The following is a 19,272-nucleotide window of genomic DNA, read 5'->3' on the forward strand; positions in this document are numbered from 1 at the left end:
CATCCGCGGTCCCCGGTCGCCGGTCGTCCTGGGGGCGGTCAGCCGTCCATGGCCTTGCGGACGGCGTCCCGGGTGCGGTCCATCAGAGCGGCTACGGGGCCCAGCGCCACGTTGGCCGTGGCCGACTCCACGCCCGGATGCGGGCGGGTGGGCGCCATGGCCTCGGCGGCCTTGACGCCCTTGGCCAGCGTGGCCAGGGCGGCCGCGTCGGTGCTGCGGCGGATGTGGGTGAACTCGTAGCGCTCCTCGGCCCGGGCGTGCTCCTGGACGTCGGCGCGCAGCGCGAGGAGCTGCGGCATGAACTTGGGGTCGCGGGTGTCCGTGTCGTCCAGAGCGCTCAGCGTCTCCTTGGCCGCACGCTCCTCGCCCAGGCGGGCGTCCACGATCTCCTCGCCGCCCTTGACGTTGCGGCGGACGAAGGGATGGACGACCTCCTCCTCGGCGGTCTCGTGCACCGCCAGCAACCGCACGAGCCGGCGGAACGCGTCCTGCCGGGCGTCCCCACTGGAGGCCTCGACCTCGTCGAAGAGATTGCGGATGTCACCGTGCTGGCGCATCAGCAGGGCCACCACGTCGTCGTCCGGCGCGCCGTCGTCTCCGGCCTGCGGGGTCTGCAGTTCGGTCATGGCCGGCCGCCTCACTTCTCTCGCTGGGACGGGTCGGGGTGCTCGCCCTCGGTCTGCACCCGGTACTCGCGGCCGAACATGCTGTCGTGCTCGGCCATGACCCGGTCGCTGGGCGGTGCCTCGCCGCCGTGGATGTCCTCCTGCATCTTCTCGAACCGCTCGTGCGCCTCCCGCACATAGCCCGCACCGAGCGTGGTGAGGTCCATCTGGGTGTCCAGCAGCTCGCGCAGGTAGCCCTTGTTCGGCTCGAAGGTGAGCACGTTCGGCAGCTCGGGAGCCAGCACCGACTCCGGGTCCCGGCCGTCGTGACGGCGCATCAGGTCGCAGGCGATGTGCAGGTGTTCCAGCTCCTGGTTCAGGTGCAGCTCCCAGATCGCCTTCACCTTGGGGTCGCTCTCCTGCTCCATGAAGGAGTAGTAGAGGTAGCACTCGTTGTACTCGTGGTTGACGAGCTGCTCCCACCACGTCTCGCCGGGGTCGACGAGCGACTCGTAGTGCGTGACGTGCTCCTCCTCGATGAGGCCGATCTCCTGGTAGAGCTGGCGCGCCATCGGCTCCATGTAGGTGGGACCGGTGTTCATGTAGAAGTTCATCGTCTGCTGTTCCGCCGACATGATCGTCAGCGCGTGCAGCTTCGACAGCGGGTTCGTGGCGTCCTTGTCGTACGGGTCGCGCACGTTGTCGACCGGGTTCCGGTGGTGGAAGCGCGTGGGCCGGCCCGGCATGACCTCGGTCAGGTTGTCGACGATCGACTCCGCCTTGCGGTGCTCGATCATCTCGTACAGGTTCGCGTACCGGTACAGGTGGTCGAAGTCCTCCAGCACGCCGAACTGGTACGCCTGCTTCAGGTAGGGGTCCGGCTCCATCCGGGCCACCCAGGCGGTGAGGTCGACCGCGACCTGCTCGTAGGCGATCGTCGTCTCCAGGACCGAAGAGACGCCGGGCAGCAGCCAGTTGACGACCTTCTGCTGCTGCGCCTCGATGTACCGGGTCCGGGCGAGCTGTCGCTTCACCTCGGGGTCGACGGTGTTGCGTGCCAGCTGATGGCTGAACATGATCGCTTCGACCTCGATGCCGTTCATGGTGATGATGCGGCATCGGGTGTACGGGTCGCAGTGGTCGGGGTCGATCGGCTCGACGTTCAGCTCGCGCCAGTTCCGCAACTGACGGTCGAGCGGGATGCCACGCTCCTCAAGGGGATTGAAGGTCACCTGCGTCTCCTCAGCCGGTTGTGGGTACGCCCGATTACCCAGGGCGACCAAGATCTCACTTCGTGAACGGGGGAAAGGCTCATCCTTGGCACTGCCCACAGCCGGTGCCGCCCCGCCCCGCCCGCCTTCGGCGAGCCGCCACCCGGTTGGTGGACGCCGACGAGGAAGTCCGACTCGTGCGGACTGCTCCAGACGAGTGACGTGTCGGCCCGTCCCCGCACGTCCGTGTCAGCCGCGCCGCCGAGCCACCTCACGCGGGCCGCCGCAAGGCGGACCGGCACCGGAGCTCCACCGTGGACGGGCCGCGTACCGGGAAGTAGAGCCGGCAGGACGGGGTACTCGGCCGCCCCCTACGCAGAAAGGCCGATCCGCACATGATCAGCGAAAGCCACGTCCGGGAACTGCTCGGCTCGCAGGACGACGCCGCGCTCGTGCTTCTGCAGGGACGCGCCCAGGTGCTCGACGCCGCCTCCCTCGCCTCCGACGAACACCGAGAGGCCGCCGTCCTGCTCACCCGCGGTGATCTCGCCGAGCGGCTGGGCACGCAGACGCCCTCGGACCACGAGATCAGGGAACTGGCCGCGACCCTGGACGCGATGGCCGCGAAGACGGGCGCCTGACCAGCGGCACAGACCCCCGGCCGACCACCGCCGACCCCGGTCGGCACCGCCCCCACCAGCCGAACCCCTGGCCGGGACGGACACCGCCGGGACATCACAACGGAGAGCGATCGTGCGCCGTACCTACGCCGACCTCGTGGGCGTGCCGGGCATCGACCTGAGCCCGGAGGAGAAGGTGGGTCTGCCGGAGAATCGGTCACCGGCTCCCTGGACGGTACGGGCCCGTGCCCTGTGCTGGACGGGCCGCCCCGACGCCCCGGCTCGCCGGGCGATCGACGCGGCCGTGCCGGCGCCCGTCCGCGGGGACGCCACACCCGAGCTGGTGGTGGGCGCTCTGATCCACTACGAGTCGACACCGGTGGGCCCCTACGACGAGATCACCGCGGCGGTGGTCTACCGGCGGGCCGCCGCGCTGTTCGCGACCGTGCCCTTCATGGCGGTCGACTCACCGGCCGGCCTCGTCGCCGGACGCGAGAACTGGGCCCTCCCGAAGACGTCGGCGCACTTCCAGGACCCGGACCACCCGAAAGACGGCCGGGAAGAACCGGTGGGAACCCCTTACGGCGTGACACGCACAGCGGCGGCTGGCCGCGGCTGGCGCATCGAGGTCGAGACGACCGCCGGCCGGCTCCCGCTTCCGGCGTATGTCCCCCCAGTGCTGCCGCTCCTCCAACTCGGCCCCGACGGGACGCCGTTCACCTTCCGCGCGCGTGCCCGCGGCCGAACCCGCCGGGCCCGGCTGAGCGTCCGCGTCGACGCACCCCCGGCACTGCGCGACTGGTTCCCGGCCGGACGCCGCACGGGAGTGCTTCTGACGGACCTGGACATCCGCCTTCCCGCCGCAGGACATCCGACCGGGACGGCGGACCGGACGTCCCGCCACCGGTGAACAGGCCCGAGGCGCGCGCCCGTCGCGCTAGTCGGCGGGCGTGCGCAGGGCCAGCATGGCGACGTCGTCGTCGTTGCCGGTCGGGCGGACCTGCTCCAGCAGGGAGTCGCAGAAGGAGTCCAGGGAACGGTGGGCGAGGGCGGCGGCGTGCCGGCGCAGCCGGTCGAGGCCCTCGTCGATCGAGCGGTGCGGGGTCTCGACCAGTCCGTCGGTGTAGAGCAGGAGCGTGGACCGGGGCGGCAGGACCGTGAGAGCGTCCGGGCGGGGTCTGTTGAGCCCGGTTCCGAGGAGTATGCCGTGGGCGTCCTCGAGATAGCGGGCCTGGCCGTCGTGGCTCACCAGCAGCGGGGGCGGGTGACCGGCGTTAGTCCAGTGCAGCGCCCACTGCCCGTCGTCACGCCGGGCGAGCGTCGCCAGGATCATGGTAGCCATGGGGACTTCGGCGATGTGCCGTACGGCATCGTCGAGTTGGCTGACGACGGCACTGGGGGCGCTGTCGGGCTGCGACCACGCGAAGGCCCGCAGCATGTTGCGCACCTGGGCCATACCGGCCGCGGCGTCGAGATCGTGCCCCACGACGTCACCGATTGCCAGCGCGTGGGCGCTGTCCGCCAGCGCGAAGGCGTCGTACCAGTCGCCGCCGACGGAGGAGGCGTGCGGAGCGGGCACATAGCGTGCCGTCATCTGCACCCCGGGGATCGTGGGGAGCTGCGGCAGCAGGTGGCGCTGCATGGTCTCGGCGACCTTGCGCTGACGCTGGTACAGGCGGGCGTTGTCCAGCGCCAGTCCCGCCCGGCGGGTGAGGTCTTCGAGGAGCGGCAGGTCGCCGGCGGTGAAGGCGCCGGGGCGCTGGGAACGACCCAGGGTCAGAGCACCCAACACGTCGCGCAGACCCCGGATGGGCGCGATGGCGGCTGAGTGCATGCCGGTCTCGCTGAAAAGGCGCTGCTGCTCGACCGCGATACCCGAGTCGGGCGGGCCCTGGTAGGTGGAGGGCCCGGCGAGGGAGGAGGCGGCGCCGCGCAGGGCGCGGGACAGCGGCATCGGTGACAGTTCCGGGACGGGAGGCATGGGGCCCTGCAGGTCGTCGCGCTGGACCAGGACGCCGTCCTTGTGCTCCATCACCAGAGAGCGTCGGACCTCGTCCCCGTCGATGAGCAGGTCGAAGATCGCCCAGTCCGCCAGCCGGGGCACCGTCAGGGCCGCCAGGCGGTGCAGGGCCTCGTCGATGTCCAGGGTGGACGTGAGCTGGGTGGTGGTCTCCGCCAGCAGTGCCAGGCGGTCGAGCTCCGACAGGGGGGCGGGATTCCCCTCGTCGCCCCGCTTCGGCGCTTCACGCTGTGCGCCGTACAGCAGCACGAGCGCGCCCGTCCTGCCGGACCCGAGTGCATAGGGCGTGACCATCCAGGACAACCCGATCAGGGTCCCGTCACCGCGCGCGAACCACTCGGTCTCACCCTGCTCGGTACGCCGGGTGAGCAGCGCCTTCCTCATGGCGCAGCGCGTACGAGGCACGGCGTGCCCGTGGCAGTCCCGGTGCAGCAGGTCGTGGGAGTCCTGGCCGACCAGGTCCTCGGCGCTGCGGCCCAGAACGTTCTGGGCAGCGCGATTGGACGCGACCAGCAGGCCGTCGTCATCGACGAGGACGGCGGCCGCGTGCAGGCCTTCGAGAGCCGTCCCGAGCAGGGTGCCGGAACGCATCTCGTGCCCGGGCACGGGGGAACCGCCCGTGTCGGCATCGGCGACGTCCATGACCCTCCTCGGTGATTACAGACTTGTCCGAGTTCCCCCCAGGCCGTAATTGCATGCCCATGGTGACCGTCGTCTCGCGAGGAGCCAGGTGTTTTCACCCAGCGTGACGAACGGGTGGTGGCAGGCGCCGTCTGTCACCAACCGCCCAAACGGCTCAGTCCAGATCGCCGCTGTCCACGTAACCCGAGCCGACGAGCACGGACTGGTAGTTGCTCTTGTCGATGCTCACCGGCTGCAGGAGATACGCGGGGACCACCTTGCGGCCGTTGTCGTACGTCTCCTCGTCGGTGATGGCGGGCTTCTTGTCGTTCAGCACCGCGTTGACCATGTAGGACGTGATGAGAGCCAGCTTGCGGGTGTCCTTGTACACGGTCTGGGACTGCTCGCCCGCCTTGATCGACTTGATCGAGGGAATCTCGGCGTCCTGCCCGGTCACCAGGGGCAGGGGGCGGCCGGCGGTGCCGTAGTCGTGCTTCTTGAGCGCTCTGATGACGCCGAGCGACATCCCGTCGTACGGAGACAGGACGGCGTCGATGCGCTTTCCCGCGTAGTCGGCGTCGAGGATTCTGTTCATTCGCTTCTCGGCCAGCACACCGTCCCAGCGACGGGTGGTGACTTCTTCGAGCTCGGTTTCTCCGCTTCTGACGACCAGGTCGCCCTGCGCGATGTACGGCTTGAGGATGTCCATCGCGGCCTTGTAGAAGAAGCGCGTGTTGTTGTCGTCCGAGGACCCGGCGAAGAGCTCGACCGTGAACGGGCCCTTGCCGGTGCCATTGACCAGGCCGAGTTGTTCGGCGATGAACAGGGCCTGTTGCTCCCCGACTTCCACGTTGTCGAAGGACGCGTAGTAGTCGACGTTCTCGGTGTCGAGTATGAGCCGGTCGTAGGAAATCACGGGTATGTGAGCGTCGTGCGCCTTGTCCAGCACGTCCTTGAAGGCGTGGCCGTCGACCGACGCGATGACCAGGGCGTCGACCCCCTGGGAAATCATGTCCTCCACCTGCGCGACCTGGGTCTCGGGGTTGTCGCCGGCGTATTTCAGCGTGGACTTGTAGCCGAACACCTTGAGGTTCTTGACCATGTCCTGGCCGTCGTTGATCCATCGCTCGGATGTCTTGGTGGGCATGGCGATGCCGATGGAGGCCGTGCCGTCGTCTCCTTCGCCGGCGCTGTCGCCGCACGCGGAGAGGGAGAGGGCCAGGACGGTGGAAAGGGCCGCAGCTACGGTGGTGCGGGCGCGCATGCTCATCGTTCCTCACTGGGTGACTGACGTTCAGCGGGGCTCGTGAGCCATAAAAAGGGGAGGCCGGATGTCCTCACCCGTTCCGCTGCGTCGGGGAGGCTTTGCGGGGGGCGGCCACAGGCGTATGACTCCATGACGGATTGCGCCCTGCGTCATCGCCGGTGCCGGAAGCCGACCCTATCTCGACGTGCGGCAAGCGGATACGCCTTCTTCACGAAAGCAGCAGCGGATGTGAGGTGCGAAGACGACTGCATCAACTGGTTGTCCAGTCAAGGCAGTTCAGGCGCCGATGATGTTCGAAATGGCGAACGCTCCAGTGTTCTCGCCCTGTTCGCAACCGCACTGTGCCGCGAGTTCGGTGCCACCCTTGTCGCGCCATGTTTCGGACAGGTCCATTGACGGAAGTTGGGTCTCCAAAGCATGGATTCGAGTCCGCGGAACGCTGACCCCGGGCTGCTCGTCGTAGTGGCCGGACGGCGGCGGTCAGCGGTGCAGCCGGACGTCGTCGTGACGAGGTCCTCGCCGGCGTCGAAGTGAAGCGTCCGTCCCTCGCCGAACGGGGTCATCGTGATCCGCTGGGCCGTGAGGTCCGCGATGACCGACTCGACGCCCAGCAGGCCGGGTTGTCCCTTGTAGGGCCAGAACGCACCGTGGATGTTCACGGAGGCGGTCACGCTCCGCGCGCCCTTCCACACGTCGGCACCGCCGTGCTGTGTCATGACGAAGTCCAAAAGGTCGCTCATGCGGAACACTCCTCTGCGCCCTTTGCCCGCGGGCAGCGGCGGGGTCACCGGACCCCGGCCGGCTGTCCGGGACTCCCGGGCGCCTACGAGGCATCCCTGGGCGGGAGTCGCGGGGGCTTCGTCGGCGCTCCGGGACGACAGCGGCTTACGGTGCGTTCGGGCGTCGTGGAAGACCTGCCGGCTGATGGCTGACTCGTGACACGAGGGCCGCACGTGCTCTCGGCCGGTCTCGACCGATTCCACTGCGGTCATGGACGACCCACGTCGACGAAACTCGTCCGTCGCACGGGGCGCTGTGCACCATCCCCGGGAAGCGGCCAGGAGTTCGCTCCAACGGCCGTCCCCGCACCATGCGCGTCTCCGCCGTCGGGCGACGCACTGTATCCCGGCGGGGCGGTGCCTCCCTAGTCTCCGCCCGCCGCGCGATATCCGCTACCGCGGTCGTCCGCATTCCGGCGAACGATCTCGACGTGCCCCAATTGGTGACGTCTTGATATCCGCGAGTACCAACAGTGACCATTTGGCTCTCGATTATTCGGGAGTAGCTTGTGTGTATGAAGGCGACTGGGAGTGCAGACAAGCAATCCCGTGGTCCAGCGGGCTCGAGTTCCACTGCGACTCAGGAGCCATGGCGCCCACCGGCCGGACCAGCCGAGGGGGACGGCCGGGACCGGCCCGAGGAAAGAGCCCTCGGCTCGCGGGCCCCGGCGCGGATCAAGCGCTCGAAAGTGCTGCACACGGTCTGGAAGGTCGGCGTGTTCTTCGCCGGCCTGGCCGTGGTCGGAGCGGGCGTCGTGCTGTTGCCGCTGCCCGGGCCGGGTTGGCTGGTGATATTCGCCGGCGTGGGTGTCTGGGCAACGGAATTCGTCTGGGCCCAGCTTCTGTTGCGGTGGGTCAAACGCAAGATCACCACCGCCGCCCGCAAGGCACTCGATCCGGCGGTGCGGCGCAGAAACCTGATCATCGCGGCGTTCGTCGCAGTCCTTCTCGTGGCGGCGATATTCCTCTGGGTGTGGAGGTTCGGATTTTTCGTCATGCTGTAGAGGTGCGGATGTCCGGTTCGAAGAGCCGTGAAGCCGGGACGGCGACGCCATCCGGTGAATTCCAGTGAAGCAGGCGGCCATGTCGAGAGCCGGTGTCCTCACGACAACAGGTGTCATCAGGAAATGGGCGATGGCAGTGGCTGCTTGAATCGGTCGCATGCGGCGCCGTGCATGCGTGTCCAAGTCCGCTGCTCTGCCCGACAATTGAGGTGTAAGCCATGCGACATGCCTTGAGGTCACTGAGATGGTCGAAGAGGCGTCTGCGCGGAGCGGTTGACCTCGCCCCGGTCGCCAGGTCCCTGCGCTGGGCAGGGGATGCCTTCCAGTACGGCGGTGGCTGGTCGGCGTACGCGGCCGATCCCCGTCTGTGCGGCTGGCCGGGCACGATGAGCGCCACGCCCCTCGAGCCCGGCGGGGACCTCGCCTACGGCGTGGTTCCGTCTCAGGTGCCCATTCCGAGACAGCGGCGGTCTCTTGAGAAGGTCGACTGACCGCTCGCCACGGGCACCGCGCTGGAACGGCGCTCCGGTCACGGCTGTTGGTGTGGCACGGGACCCTGCCCGCCGTCGCCGCCCGCCGAGGCAATGGCCCGGTTCCTGCGGACCGACGACAAGAACGACCAGCCGATCAGCACCACGCCGACCAGGCCGGTGATCACCTCGTTGATCTCGTACTGGATGGTGACGAGCAGGATGACCGACAGCGCGCCGATGGCGTAGTGCGCACCGTGCTCCAGGTACACGTAGTCGTCCAGGGTGCCCTGGCGGACCAGGTACACGGTCAGGGACCGGACGTACATGGCGCCGATCCCGAGACCGAGAGCCATCAGCACGATCTCGTTGGTGATGGCGAAAGCGCCGATGACGCCGTCGAAGGAGAATGAGGCGTCGAGCACTTCCAGGTACAGGAACATGAAGAACGCGGCTTTGCCCGCGAGGACGACCGTCGAAGCCGGCTTGCCGGCCCGGACCGCTTCTTCCTCCGCCTCCTGCTCGCGTTCTTCCTCCTCCTCCAGCCTGTTCTCGAAGAAGCCGGAGAGCCCTCCCACGACGAGGTACGTGATCAGGCCCGCGACGCCGGCGAGCAGGACGGTCTCCGCCTTGTCCGCGTGGCCACCGCCGTGCTGGTACGCCCGTGTGGCGAAAGTGAGCGCGGCCGCCAGCAGCACGATCAACGCGAGGCAGATGGACAGCATGTCGACCCTGCCGAGCTTGGCGACCGGTCGCTCGATCCAGCGCAGCCACTGGATCTCACGGTCCTCCAGGATGAAGTCGAGGAAGATCATCAACAGGAACATGCCACCGAAGGCGGCGATCGCCGGGTGGGCGTCCGTCACCAGCTCCTTGTACCTGTCGGGGTCGTTGAACGACAGGTCGATGGCTTCGAGGGGCCCGAGCTGCGCGCTGATGGCGACGATGACGACAGGGAAGATCAGCCGCATTCCGAAGACCGCGATGAGCACGCCGACCGTCAGGAAGATCTTCTGCCAGAAGGCGCTCATCTTCTTGAGGATTCCGGCGTTGATCACGGCGTTGTCGAACGACAGCGATACTTCGAGGACCGCCAGGATGGCGACGATTCCGAAAGCATGCCAACCGTCGTAGAAGACCGCTGCGACCAGACCGAGGACGGTGATCGCGAACGACCAGCCGAAGGTTCTCAGAAGCACTGGTCTTCCTTTCGTGAAATCGGCTCGCGGGCATGCAGGCGAGGGTTCCTCATACCGTGCGGCGCCTACGGCACCACCGCCCGGGAAGTCTAGATCCAGGGCTCCGAACCGGCCGCTCACCGACACTCGGAGCGGCCGCCTCGCGCCTGATGGTGCAGGCACGTTCGCGGTCTCCGAGGCCACGTCAACAGCCCGCCGAAACGCCCATGTGAGACGCCGTGGGGGGGGTGAAGGCGCCCAGGGCTGAGGCGCATGGCTCCCGCCGCATCGCGCGGCCGGCTCCGGCCGTCACTTCACCCGAGTCCGTACGCGGATGTCGTCCGCCCCGCCCGAGCATCCACGCCCGTCCTGAGCGGCGACCGGGGAGCGGCGACGGTGCGACCGAGAAGCGACGGTGGGAGACTGGTGCGTACCGGCGGGGTCTCCCCGTCCCGAGACCGTCGCGGCCGTCCGTAGGGAACATGGCGGCGGGCGGCAGGATGCCGACCAGTTCCGCTCCCACGCGGACACGTGAGTCCCTGGGAGCTCAGGACCTCGTACGTACGCCCAGGAAGACTTCGGCCCACCAGCACTCGCGGAGGCGTCCTTGCACTCCGACCGACCCGGTGCCGAGTCCGGCGAAACGGCGCCCGATCCGCCCGCCGAGCCCGAGCGGCGTCGCGTCCCGGTGAAAGCCTGGCTGCAGCCCGCGCTCATCGGCCTGACCGTTCTGGCGGCCTTCGTCGCCGCCTACATCGGCCTTCAACGGGACCCGCAGCCGCACGGGCTCCCGGTCGCGGTGGCGGGCACCCGGCTCGCCCACGAGGTGGACGACGCGTTGGGGCCCCGCGCACACATCGTCGCGGTCGCCGACCCGGCCGCCGGGCGACAGGCCCTCGATCGCCGCGAGGTCGTGGCTTCCCTGAGTCAGGGGCCTCGCGACGCCGGCGGCACCTTGCACCTCGAAGTCGCCGGAGCCAACGGGCAGTCCACCACCGCCATCGCCACGGGCCTTGCCCGTACCTACGCGCAGGAGACCGGCCAGAGGCTCACCGTCGCCGACGTCATCCCGCTGGTCGCCTTCGACGCCCGGGGACTCGCGGGCTTCTATCTGTCCTTCGGTGTCACCCTCGCGGGATTCGTGGTCGGGCAGAGCGTGCTCGGGCTCACCAAAGCCTTGCCCCCACGGCACCGCTTCGTCCTCATCATCGTCTTCTCCGCTGTTGCCGGCCTTCTCGCGGCCATCCTGGCGGGACCCGTGCTGGGTGCCGTCCCGGCGCCTGTCCTCCCGCTGGCCATCACGTTGGCGCTCCTGGCGGCTGCCGCGGCCTTCACCACCCAGATGCTGGGCACCTACCTGGGTCCGATCGGCGTGCCTGTCGCCACGATCATCCTGCTCACCCTGGGCAACGCCACGAGTGGTGCCGTCATCGGCGCCAACCTCCTGCCGGGCCCGGCACGCCACATCTCACCCGTGCTGCCTCCCGGAGCAGCCGTCCGAGCCGTGGGCAACCTCAGCTACTTCAGGGGCACTCCGATGCTCATGCCGATGATCACGCTCGCCATCTGGGCAGTTGTGGCCGCCCTACTGGTGGCGGCCAAGCCGAGGTTCTCCCGGACGCGGGTGGCGGCTTGAGCGGGGTGCGTGGTGACGGGTGCCGTCCGGGCGACCATGGCTCGCCGATCAGGTGGGCGGCCGTTTCCCGGGCGAAGTGAAGTTGGCGTCTCTGAAACCCTCAGTGCGCCGGCAAGGGTGACGCCTCGCCGGTCAAGTCACGTGCATGAAGCGGCAATTTCTCCCGACTGGTATCTGTTCAGGATGCGGTTCTCGACCCCGATCGCGACGCCCAGGGAAGTTGGCGGGGGTCAGGTTCGCCGGAGCACCTTCTCCGGTAAGAATTGCCGAGGTACGCGGCTCATCCTCGCGTACCCTTGAACGCAATTCCCGTTGGACTCCTGCGCTGCCCCTTCGCGATCGCAGCCGACCAGACAGCAGAACGCCCGTGACTTCCACGTCGATTCGCCTGATCGAGCCCTCTGACGGCCCCGTACTGGCGGACTTGCTCGTCCGGGACAGGCAGGCGTACGTGCGTTGGATGCCCGCCAAGCCTGCGGAGTTCTACACGCCCGACGGCCAGGCGTCGGTCATCGCCTCCCTTCTGACCTCGCACGCACAAGGGCTCGCCTGGCCCGGAGTCGTGGTGTCCGACGGAAAGGTCATCGGGCAGGTCACCATCAGCTCCATCCTGCGCGGACCGTTCCAGAAGGGGTTCCTCGGCTACTGGATCTCCTCCCTCCACCAGGGACTCGGGCACACCAGCCGTGCGGTCGGCCTCGCGATGGAGGTCGCCCAGGACGAACTGGACCTCCATCGCCTCGAAGCGCACACCCAACTGGAGAACCTCGCCTCGCAGGCGATCCTGCGCAGGCACGGATTCCGTTCCTGGGGCATCGCCCATGAGCACTTCTACGCCGACGGCGCCTGGCGGGACGAGGTGTTCTGGGAACGGAACCTCACCGGCGGGACCCCCTCGTAGTCGAGGGTCGTCATGCCCTGGACAGGGCCATCGGCTGCGTCCGGGTGGCCGCCGTGCATCGGTCCGCCGGCAGGCGCACCCTGGAGGTAGGACCGCAGTCCGGAGGTGCGCGATGGCCTATCACGAGGGGAGCCCGTGGCGGGAGCCGCGGTCGACGCCCCCGACAACCAAGGTCCGGGTTGTGCTCGGCTGCCTCGTAGCCGTAGCCCTCGTCGCCGCGCTCGCCATTCTTCAGATCCAGGCGGCGGCGATCATCGTGGGGCTGGCGCTGATCAGCGGAATCGTCCTGGTCGTCGGAACGAAGGTCGGTCGGCGTCGCGGTCCATGACGCTCGGCTGGTCGCTGGTCGCTGGTCGCTGGTCGGTGTCCCCAGTCGCGCTCCTTTGTCGCCGGCCCGTTCGTCGTCCCGTCCGGGGCCGGGGGAGCGACGTCATGATCTCCGCCGGGAGCGTGATCGCTGATCCGGAAGGGGACCGCGCGTCGCCGACCGAGGGCCCTGGGAGCCCAGGACACGGACCGCGCACGTACGCGAGGCGCCCCGCCGTCGGGCGGCGCTGCAACCGTGCTCTCAGCCGAAGCGCAGGATGCGGGGTGCGAAGGTGCCCTCCGGACCGTCCGCGCGGCCGACGGACCACACCGTGGTCGTGCCGGGCACCGGTGCCAGGCGGAGTGCCGAGGACTGGCCCTCTCCGGCCACCTCCGGTTCCTGGTACGCGGTGAACGACTCTCCGTCCCGGGCGAGGAACGCCGGCCCGGCCACCAGCGGGGGATAGCTGCCGGGCGGACCCCACTTCTGCGAGCGGGCCACCGAGACCCAGCCCAGGCCGCCGGACGCGGTGGGAGTCAGTGAAGTGATCGAACCGAAGTCGGTGGGCACCGGCACCCTGCTCCACGCCTGACCGTCCCAGCGGGCCAGGAGCGGCGGAATCGGTCTCCCCACGGGCCCGCCGACGAATCCGGCCGTGCCACCCGCCCAGACCTCCGTCGGCGACACCGCGAGCACGCTGCTCACGGCCGACCGCGGAAACGCGTCCACGACCGTCTGCCGCCACGTCCGCCCGTCCCAGTGGGACACGACCGCGCCCGAGTCCGCCGAGCCCGCGGCCCAGACGTCGTCGGCCGCCCGGATGTGCAGGCCGTGCACGAAGCCCGGCGGCACCGGGACGTCCCGCCAGCCCCGGCCGTCCCAGCGCAGCAACACCTGCGCACCGTCCCGGGAACCGATGAGCCAGGTCTCACCGCTGCCGGCGACGGCCTTGGTCAGTACGACACCGCGCGGCGGCCGGCTCTCCGACCACGTGAGACCGTCGAAGCGGAGCAGGCGGGCGCCACCCGCCGAGTCACGGCCGACCGCCCAGACCGACGTGGGCGAGGTCGCGGCGACCGACAACAGCTCTCCCTGCCAGCCGGCGCCGGGCAGGCTCTGGCGCTGCCACGCGGTTCCGTTCCAGCGCAGGATCAGCGGGAAGCCCGGAGCCTCACGGCCGACGGCGTCGGCTCCCACCGCCCACGCGCGGTCCGGTGAGAGGGCCACGGCCTCGTTCAGCCCGGCCTGCGGGCGCACCTCCGGCGGCACCGGAGCGTGCTGCCAGGACGGAGTCTCCGCCGCGAGCGACACGGAGGCCGCGGCGGGAGTGAGGAGCGCCAAGGCGGCCGCGGCCGCGGTGAGTGCCGTGACGAGGAATCGACGCGCCATGTCAGCCTCCCAGCCGCTCACTCATCAGGTTCGGTTTCGAGCCGTAGACCTCGACGGTTCCGAAGGACAGCAAGGAGGATCCGGCGGCCGCGAGTGCACGTGGTCTGACGTCGATGGCGTTGGTGCGCTCGGGACCGTAGGAGAAGGTGGTACGGAGGCCGTCCACCCGCGCGTACTTCGACTGGAACGCGCGGTCGCTGCGTACGGGCAGCCACAGCGCGCCGTCCGGGCCACGCACCATGGCCTCGGTGGAGGTGTCGCCCAGTGGCGGACGCGCGGTGCGCCAGGCGTGTCCGTTCCAGGTCATCAGGTACGTACGGGCCGCGCCGTCGGTGTACTGGCTGCCGCCGATCGTGACGCGTCCGGACGGTTCGACCACGATCGTGTGGACGTTGCTGTCCGGCGGCAGCGGCACCTTGGCGTCCCGCCACCTCACTCCGTCCGAGCGCAGGACGGTGGTGCCGGAGCTGGTGTCCGCCCATGCCCAGACGTCGGTGGCGGTGCGAGCGGTGACCCCCATCAGGTACAGGACGCCGTCCGGGGTGGACTGAGTGGTCCAGCCGGAACCGTCGTAGTGCAGAACCTTGAGCCCTGTCTCGTCCTCGCCGACCACCCACGCGGCGCCCGGCACCGCCGCGAAGTCCTGGTAGGTCCACAAGGCCGTCGGCAGCGGAACGGCGTCCCAGCCCTGTGCTGACCGGCGCAGGATCTCACCGGTGCCCGCGCGGTTGTGGAAGATCCACATCTCCTCGCCGACGAACTGCACCTTTCCGAGCCAGCCGGGTTCACCGGCGCCGGGAAACGTCGTGTCGCGGCTCCACGTCGTGCCGTCCCATCGGTACAGCAACGGCCGCGGTTCGTCGGCGGCGCCCTCGTAGCCGGTCGCCCACGCCTCGGCGGGCCCGCGAGCGGCGAGATCGGACACGGTCACCGGCGGGGTGGCCGGGGGCACGGGAAGCGGCGACCAGCCCGGTGTCACGGCCACCGCCGGCGACGCCACCGCGGCACAGGCGAGGACGAAGGCGACGATGACCGCACGGAGACCCTTCACGAGACCTCCCTAGGACGCGAGGGTCGCTCAGCCTAGGGGCGTCCACCACAAGTGAACAGACGGAACACGGCCTGTCAGTTGTCCCGGATCGGGAAGGCGAGCGGGCCTGCCGGCCGTTGCCTGTCGGGGGCGCAGCGAAGCCGGGGCCCAACGCCCGTCAGGGGCCCAGGTGTCGCAAACCCGGGGCATCCGGGAAAGGGCGCAGCCGGCTGAAGTGTTCCGTGCCGAGGATCTGGGCGCGGGTGGCGTGGTCGAGGCGGGACAGCAGTGCGGGCAGCGGCCGTTCGCCCGCGCATTGGCTGTGATGGGAGCGGATCGCGGCCCACTTCTGGTCCAGCCAGGCCGTCACGTCCACGGTCGCGCTCGCGTACTCGTCCGGCACGCTCAGCAGCGTCTTGCCGACCCCTCGCAGGAGTGGCCTCAACGCGCCGATCCCGGAGTGGGGGTGGGTTGCGGCGTAGAGGGCGCTGACGCGACACGGGGGTCCGGCCTCGGGGTGGAGATGAGCGAGAGCGGCGGCCTCCACCGCGAGAAGCGTCACCTGATGGGTGCGCCGATGGTCCGGGTGGCCGGTGAGCTGACCCACGGCATCGTGCGTCACGACGACGATGGGGCGGAACTGCCTGATGTGTACGACCACTTGAGTGACGGCCTCGTCCAGGTCGAGGTCGCACCACCGGGGCCGTCCGGGTGCCGATGCCTCGTTGCGGGCGTCACCGTAGCCGAGCATCCGCGGCGCACCCGCTCCCAGGACGGCGAGCGCATCGGCCAGTTCGGCGGCCCTCGGGGTCTCCGGTGCCCAAGTCGTGGTGACGACCGCGGTACGGGCACCGGAGGCCGCGTGCTGGGCGAGTACACCACCGGCCAGCAGGCTCTCGTCGTCCGGATGGGCGAACACGCCCAGCAGTGACGGGAGTTGTGGCTCCGGTTGCGGCAGTGCGGGTGCTGGCACGGGAGATCCCTTCTCGCGGGCAGGGCAGGGCAGGGCAGGGCAGGGCAGGGCAGGGCAGGGCAGGGCAGGGCAGGGCAGGGCAGGGCAGGGCAGGGCTTCGGCATGGGTGCGGCGGGGTGGGTCGCTCGGCCGCCGGGCGGGATCGAGGCCGGGGGCGTCATCCGGGTATCTGCCAGGGACGGCCCGCCTGCGCGGCAGCGACGATCCATGGCCCGAGCCTAGAGGCAGCATCCTCGGTGGATGCCGGAATCGTCGCCTGGACCGCCCGGCGGTCTTCGCGGAAGTGGCAGGCGGTTGATCGCCGTCCCAGTGTCCGGCCCGGGGTCCGGCCGGGCGTCCGTTTTCGAGTGCTTCACGGCGTGAAGGAGGCGGCGCAGGACGCAGTCCGCTCGGCACTGTGGGAGACGACCAGACGGCTTCCCGAACCATGAGGCACCGTAAAGCACGGTCCTGGACGGCTCAGATCTTGGGTTCGCGCCTCGTGACGTCCTACGCGTGCCGAAACTGTGCGACCGATGCGAGCGGCTCACCCAGGCGGGACACTGAGAGTGGGCGAGGACGGCGGGAGGGCGCACGCCGACCTGATCGGGTCGGCGCCGCCAACGTGGCGGAGAGAGAAGCCGCTGACGTATCGACGGAAGAAGGGGCCATGCTCGCCATCACCGCCCAGGACCGGGAGGCCGGAGTCAGTGGGCTGACGCTGACCGACCTGCCCCGTCCTCATGCCGCCGAGAACGACGTGATCGTCCAGGTGCGCGCCGCGGGGTTCACGCGCGGAGAGCTCGACTGGCCCGCCACCTGGACCGACCGCGCCGGACGTGACCGCACTCCGAGCGTGCCCGGACACGAGGTCTCGGGTGTCGTGACGGACCTCGGCTACGGAACCACCGGCCTCACCGTCGGCCAGCGCGTGTTCGGACTCACCGACTGGGCCCGCGACGGTTCACTGGCCGAATACGTCGCCGTCGAGGCGAGAAACCTCGCCCCGCTTCCGGCGGACGTCGATCACACGGCCGCGGCCGCGCTGGTGATCTCCGGGCTGACCGCCTGGCAGGGACTGTTCGACCACGCCCGTCTCACGACCGGCCAGACCGTCCTCGTCCACGGCGCGGCAGGCGGTGTCGGGTCGACCGCCGTGCAGCTCGCGCGGGAGGCGGGAGCCCGCGTGGTCGGCTCCGGTCGCACCGCCGACCGAGGAACCATCCTCGCCCTGGGCGCGCACGCCTTCCTCGACCTGGCGGCGGAGCCCTTGGAGAACGCCGGAAAGGTCGACGTCGTCTTCGACGTCATCGGCGGTGACATCCTCGACCGCTCGGCCGCGCTCGTACGGGAGGGTGGCACGCTCGTCACCATCGCCCAGCCACCCAATGTCCGGCCCGATGGCGGACGGGCGGTGTTCTTCGTCGTGGAACCCGATCGCGCTCAACTCTCCGACCTGGCGGAACGGGTTCGCGTAGGACGCCTCCAGGTGCGGGTGGGTGAGGTGCGGCCGTTGGCGGAGGCAGTCGAGGCACTGGCGTCCGGGCGACGTGCCGGCGGCAGGACGATCATCCGCGTGGGAGAGGGATGAGGGGATGGCGAGGACTGAGGGGATCGCGGGCTCACTCGACCGGCATCACACCGACGGGCTCGCGTGAGCGGCAGGACGGTCACGCTGGTCTGCGGTACCGGCCGGCGGGCGCGCTGCGCGGTGCCGGAGGTTCGAGGGGAGTCCGCACAGCGCACGGCGTCGGTCGCCTCTGCCCCCGCAGGGACAGTGACGACCGACGCGGCCCCCGAGGAGCGAGGGGGAGGTCCTGCTCGCTACGTCAGGTCACCAATAGTGCCTGCGCCCCGCCACCGCGTGCCCCATGGAGCCCATGATCCACAGGATCGCGCCGATGACCGCGAGGATGATCCCGATCGTCCACAGGATCGATATGCCGGTGAGGAACCCGATGATCAGAAGAATGACACCGATGAGAAGCATGGCCGCCTCCTGCGCGGAGTAGTACTGCTACCTACCGTGTACCCCGAAAATCGCCACCCTGACTGAGTGCGGCGATGAATCGATTCGCCGCCCCGACTGGGCGCAGCTTGTAGCGAGCGGACCATCTTTGCGCCCCCCGGCGAGGGACCTCCTGGCTCCGGATGCTTCGGATCGGCACGCAGGAGTCGTGAGTCCTACGGCGGGCAGTCAGGACCCACGATCGGCCGGGTACGCGACGGGCGATCCAAGGGCCGATCGCGGCGCGGTGAGCATGCGGTGCGGTGCGGCCGGCGAGGAAACCGCGTGGGCGTCGGTCGGCGGCGGCTCGCGGCGGAGGGCACGCGCCCGACATGCCCGCGTGCGGCAGCCCGCCGCCCGGATGCGCCCAGCCGCCCCACGACCCCTCAGGCGTGGGCGCCCGCATGCGCCCAGCCGCCCCGGCCCCCTCAGGCGTGGGCCGGCGGCGCGACGAACTCCGGTCGGCAAGCAGGGTCCTGGTGGGGACAACGGCGCAGTCCCGACGCCGGCGAGCGAGAAGAACTCGGTAGCGCCTGGTGTGGCGACGCGTCCTAGTCCTCCAGGTTCGGCGTGTAGTCCCGAACCAGCAGGCCGAGCAGCACCTCGTCGAGGAACTCGCCCATCACCCAGGCCGAGGAACGCAGTACGCCTTCGCGGACGAAGCCGTTGCGTTCGGCGGCGCGCAGCATCGACGGGTTGTCCGCCAGCGTCTCGATCTGCAGCCGGTGCAGGCCGCGTACGACGAAACCGTAGTGACAGAGCACCGCGACCACGTCCGTGCCGTAGCCCTTGCCCCGCGAGGCCGGCAGCAGGCCCAGTCCGATGTGCGCCGATCGGCTGTGGGTGTCGATGCCCCACAGATTCGCCGTGCCGATCAGCGTGCCGCCTTCGAGCTCCACCACGGAGAACGGGACGTGCCCGTGCTCGTTGTCGTCCACGACGAGCCGGGGATCCTTGGCGCCGGGCGTGATCGGGCGCCACGGACGGCTCTCGGCCCGCGAGGCGTTGACCACGTCGTCGTAGAGCTCGGCGTGCAGGACCGGAACGTCGTCCTCGTGCCGGGCCCTGAGCCCGACCTTGCTACCCCTCAACATGCGAGATTCCTATCCGACCCCGACGATCGGCGGCAAGCGGTTAAAGGACGACGCGGAACCTGTTGGCAGTGGCGCATCGACGGCCGACCGGTACCTGGTCCTCGTGCGGGTCCGTCCGGTTCGCCGCGGTGGCGCCTGTAGTTGTGTCGAGCGCCACTCGGGGGACGTACAACCAAAGCG

General features: G+C 69.7%; 18 protein-coding genes and 1 pseudogene. 7 read left to right on the top strand and 12 right to left on the bottom strand.

Going from position 1 to position 19,272, the window contains the following annotated elements; translation table 11 throughout:
* Window positions 1-38: 38 nt before the first annotated feature.
* Together ACWGIS_RS13400 and ACWGIS_RS13405 are read right to left on the bottom strand one after the other, a co-directional pair.
* A complete protein-coding gene (locus ACWGIS_RS13400) occupies window positions 39-626 on the bottom strand; it encodes a hemerythrin domain-containing protein (protein WP_453362528.1) in 588 nt (195 codons plus the stop codon).
* Window positions 627-637: 11 nt separating this feature from the next.
* Window positions 638-1,837, bottom strand: a complete 1,200-nt coding sequence (locus ACWGIS_RS13405) for a hypothetical protein (RefSeq protein WP_453362529.1) — start codon at window positions 1,835-1,837, stop codon at window positions 638-640.
* Between the two features lie 374 nt (window positions 1,838-2,211).
* On the opposite strand from ACWGIS_RS13405, the gene ACWGIS_RS13410 reads away from it, so the two are divergent.
* On the top strand, window positions 2,212-2,457 hold the full coding sequence (locus tag ACWGIS_RS13410; RefSeq protein WP_453362530.1) for a hypothetical protein: 246 nt from the start codon (window positions 2,212-2,214) through the stop codon (window positions 2,455-2,457).
* Window positions 2,458-2,569: 112 nt separating this feature from the next.
* Window positions 2,570-3,346 carry an acetoacetate decarboxylase family protein gene (locus ACWGIS_RS13415; protein ID WP_453362531.1) on the top strand — a complete coding sequence of 259 codons (777 nt, stop codon included), beginning with the start codon at window positions 2,570-2,572 and terminating at the stop codon, window positions 3,344-3,346.
* A 27-nt stretch (window positions 3,347-3,373) separates the two neighbouring features.
* On the opposite strand, the gene ACWGIS_RS13420 is transcribed toward ACWGIS_RS13415, so the two are convergent.
* From ACWGIS_RS13420 to ACWGIS_RS13430, 3 genes are all read right to left on the bottom strand, one after another.
* Window positions 3,374-5,098 carry a SpoIIE family protein phosphatase gene (locus ACWGIS_RS13420; RefSeq protein WP_453362532.1) on the bottom strand — a complete coding sequence of 575 codons (1,725 nt, stop codon included), beginning with the start codon at window positions 5,096-5,098 and terminating at the stop codon, window positions 3,374-3,376.
* A 154-nt stretch (window positions 5,099-5,252) separates the two neighbouring features.
* Complete coding sequence (gene chvE / locus ACWGIS_RS13425; protein ID WP_453362678.1) at window positions 5,253-6,341, bottom strand: multiple monosaccharide ABC transporter substrate-binding protein; 1,089 nt, start codon at window positions 6,339-6,341, stop codon at window positions 5,253-5,255.
* Window positions 6,342-6,610: 269 nt separating this feature from the next.
* Entirely contained in the window at window positions 6,611-7,084 is a 474-nt protein-coding gene (locus tag ACWGIS_RS13430; protein ID WP_453362533.1) for a hypothetical protein, read from the bottom strand.
* Between the two features lie 554 nt (window positions 7,085-7,638).
* On the opposite strand from ACWGIS_RS13430, the gene ACWGIS_RS13435 reads away from it, so the two are divergent.
* Window positions 7,639-8,127: a TIGR02611 family protein gene (locus tag ACWGIS_RS13435; protein ID WP_453362534.1), complete on the top strand. Its 489-nt coding sequence runs from the start codon at window positions 7,639-7,641 to the stop codon at window positions 8,125-8,127.
* 529 nt (window positions 8,128-8,656) lie between these two features.
* On the opposite strand, the gene ACWGIS_RS13440 is transcribed toward ACWGIS_RS13435, so the two are convergent.
* On the bottom strand, window positions 8,657-9,796 hold the full coding sequence (locus ACWGIS_RS13440; RefSeq protein WP_453362535.1) for a DUF475 domain-containing protein: 1,140 nt from the start codon (window positions 9,794-9,796) through the stop codon (window positions 8,657-8,659).
* Window positions 9,797-10,382: 586 nt separating this feature from the next.
* Between ACWGIS_RS13440 and ACWGIS_RS13445 the strand changes: the two genes are divergently transcribed.
* From ACWGIS_RS13445 to ACWGIS_RS13455, 3 genes are all read left to right on the top strand, one after another.
* Window positions 10,383-11,411 (top strand): hypothetical protein, encoded by a 1,029-nt coding sequence (locus ACWGIS_RS13445; RefSeq protein WP_453362536.1) that lies wholly within the window; start codon window positions 10,383-10,385, stop codon window positions 11,409-11,411.
* A gap of 367 nt (window positions 11,412-11,778) precedes the next feature.
* Window positions 11,779-12,312, top strand: a complete 534-nt coding sequence (locus ACWGIS_RS13450; RefSeq protein ID WP_453362537.1) for a GNAT family N-acetyltransferase — start codon at window positions 11,779-11,781, stop codon at window positions 12,310-12,312.
* A gap of 112 nt (window positions 12,313-12,424) precedes the next feature.
* Window positions 12,425-12,640 (top strand): hypothetical protein, encoded by a 216-nt coding sequence (locus tag ACWGIS_RS13455; RefSeq protein WP_453362538.1) that lies wholly within the window; start codon window positions 12,425-12,427, stop codon window positions 12,638-12,640.
* Between the two features lie 240 nt (window positions 12,641-12,880).
* Here the strand turns inward: ACWGIS_RS13455 and ACWGIS_RS13460 are convergent, their stop codons facing one another.
* The 3 genes from ACWGIS_RS13460 to ACWGIS_RS13470 all read right to left on the bottom strand — a co-directional run bounded on the left by ACWGIS_RS13460 (window position 12,881) and on the right by ACWGIS_RS13470 (window position 16,011).
* Window positions 12,881-14,008: a hypothetical protein gene (locus tag ACWGIS_RS13460; RefSeq protein ID WP_453362539.1), complete on the bottom strand. Its 1,128-nt coding sequence runs from the start codon at window positions 14,006-14,008 to the stop codon at window positions 12,881-12,883.
* Window position 14,009: 1 nt separating this feature from the next.
* Entirely contained in the window at window positions 14,010-15,059 is a 1,050-nt protein-coding gene (locus tag ACWGIS_RS13465) for a hypothetical protein (protein ID WP_453362540.1), read from the bottom strand.
* 157 nt (window positions 15,060-15,216) lie between these two features.
* Entirely contained in the window at window positions 15,217-16,011 is a 795-nt protein-coding gene (locus ACWGIS_RS13470) for a PIG-L deacetylase family protein (protein WP_453362541.1), read from the bottom strand.
* A gap of 649 nt (window positions 16,012-16,660) precedes the next feature.
* Here ACWGIS_RS13470 and ACWGIS_RS13475 point away from each other — a divergent pair.
* Window positions 16,661-17,581, top strand: a complete 921-nt coding sequence (locus ACWGIS_RS13475; protein WP_453362542.1) for an NADP-dependent oxidoreductase — start codon at window positions 16,661-16,663, stop codon at window positions 17,579-17,581.
* A 243-nt stretch (window positions 17,582-17,824) separates the two neighbouring features.
* Here the strand turns inward: ACWGIS_RS13475 and ACWGIS_RS13480 are convergent, their stop codons facing one another.
* The 3 genes and pseudogenes from ACWGIS_RS13480 to ACWGIS_RS13490 all read right to left on the bottom strand — a co-directional run bounded on the left by ACWGIS_RS13480 (window position 17,825) and on the right by ACWGIS_RS13490 (window position 19,092).
* A complete protein-coding gene (locus ACWGIS_RS13480; RefSeq protein ID WP_453362543.1) occupies window positions 17,825-17,980 on the bottom strand; it encodes a DUF6131 family protein in 156 nt (51 codons plus the stop codon).
* A gap of 340 nt (window positions 17,981-18,320) precedes the next feature.
* Window positions 18,321-18,437: pseudogene (locus tag ACWGIS_RS13485) on the bottom strand (phytoene dehydrogenase); the annotation flags it as partial.
* A 112-nt stretch (window positions 18,438-18,549) separates the two neighbouring features.
* Window positions 18,550-19,092: a GNAT family N-acetyltransferase gene (locus tag ACWGIS_RS13490; RefSeq protein ID WP_453362544.1), complete on the bottom strand. Its 543-nt coding sequence runs from the start codon at window positions 19,090-19,092 to the stop codon at window positions 18,550-18,552.
* Window positions 19,093-19,272 lie beyond the last annotated feature (180 nt).

Source organism: Streptomyces sp. NPDC054842, from assembly GCF_053611025.1.

Bases quoted from the DNA above. Each gene is read 5' to 3' on its own strand.
- ACWGIS_RS13400 (WP_453362528.1), bottom strand. From the start codon at position 626: ATGACCGAACTGCAGACCCCGCAGGCCGGAGACGACGGCGCGCCGGAC.
- ACWGIS_RS13410 (WP_453362530.1), top strand. From the start codon at position 2,212: ATGATCAGCGAAAGCCACGTCCGGGAACTGCTCGGCTCGCAGGACGAC.
- ACWGIS_RS13420 (WP_453362532.1), bottom strand. From the start codon at position 5,098: ATGGACGTCGCCGATGCCGACACGGGCGGTTCCCCCGTGCCCGGGCAC.
- chvE (WP_453362678.1), bottom strand. From the start codon at position 6,341: ATGCGCGCCCGCACCACCGTAGCTGCGGCCCTTTCCACCGTCCTGGCC.
- ACWGIS_RS13430 (WP_453362533.1), bottom strand. From the start codon at position 7,084: ATGAGCGACCTTTTGGACTTCGTCATGACACAGCACGGCGGTGCCGAC.
- ACWGIS_RS13435 (WP_453362534.1), top strand. From the start codon at position 7,639: ATGAAGGCGACTGGGAGTGCAGACAAGCAATCCCGTGGTCCAGCGGGC.
- ACWGIS_RS13455 (WP_453362538.1), top strand. From the start codon at position 12,425: ATGGCCTATCACGAGGGGAGCCCGTGGCGGGAGCCGCGGTCGACGCCC.
- ACWGIS_RS13460 (WP_453362539.1), bottom strand. From the start codon at position 14,008: ATGGCGCGTCGATTCCTCGTCACGGCACTCACCGCGGCCGCGGCCGCC.
- ACWGIS_RS13475 (WP_453362542.1), top strand. From the start codon at position 16,661: ATGCTCGCCATCACCGCCCAGGACCGGGAGGCCGGAGTCAGTGGGCTG.
- ACWGIS_RS13480 (WP_453362543.1), bottom strand. From the start codon at position 17,980: ATGCTTCTCATCGGTGTCATTCTTCTGATCATCGGGTTCCTCACCGGC.
- ACWGIS_RS13490 (WP_453362544.1), bottom strand. From the start codon at position 19,092: ATGTTGAGGGGTAGCAAGGTCGGGCTCAGGGCCCGGCACGAGGACGAC.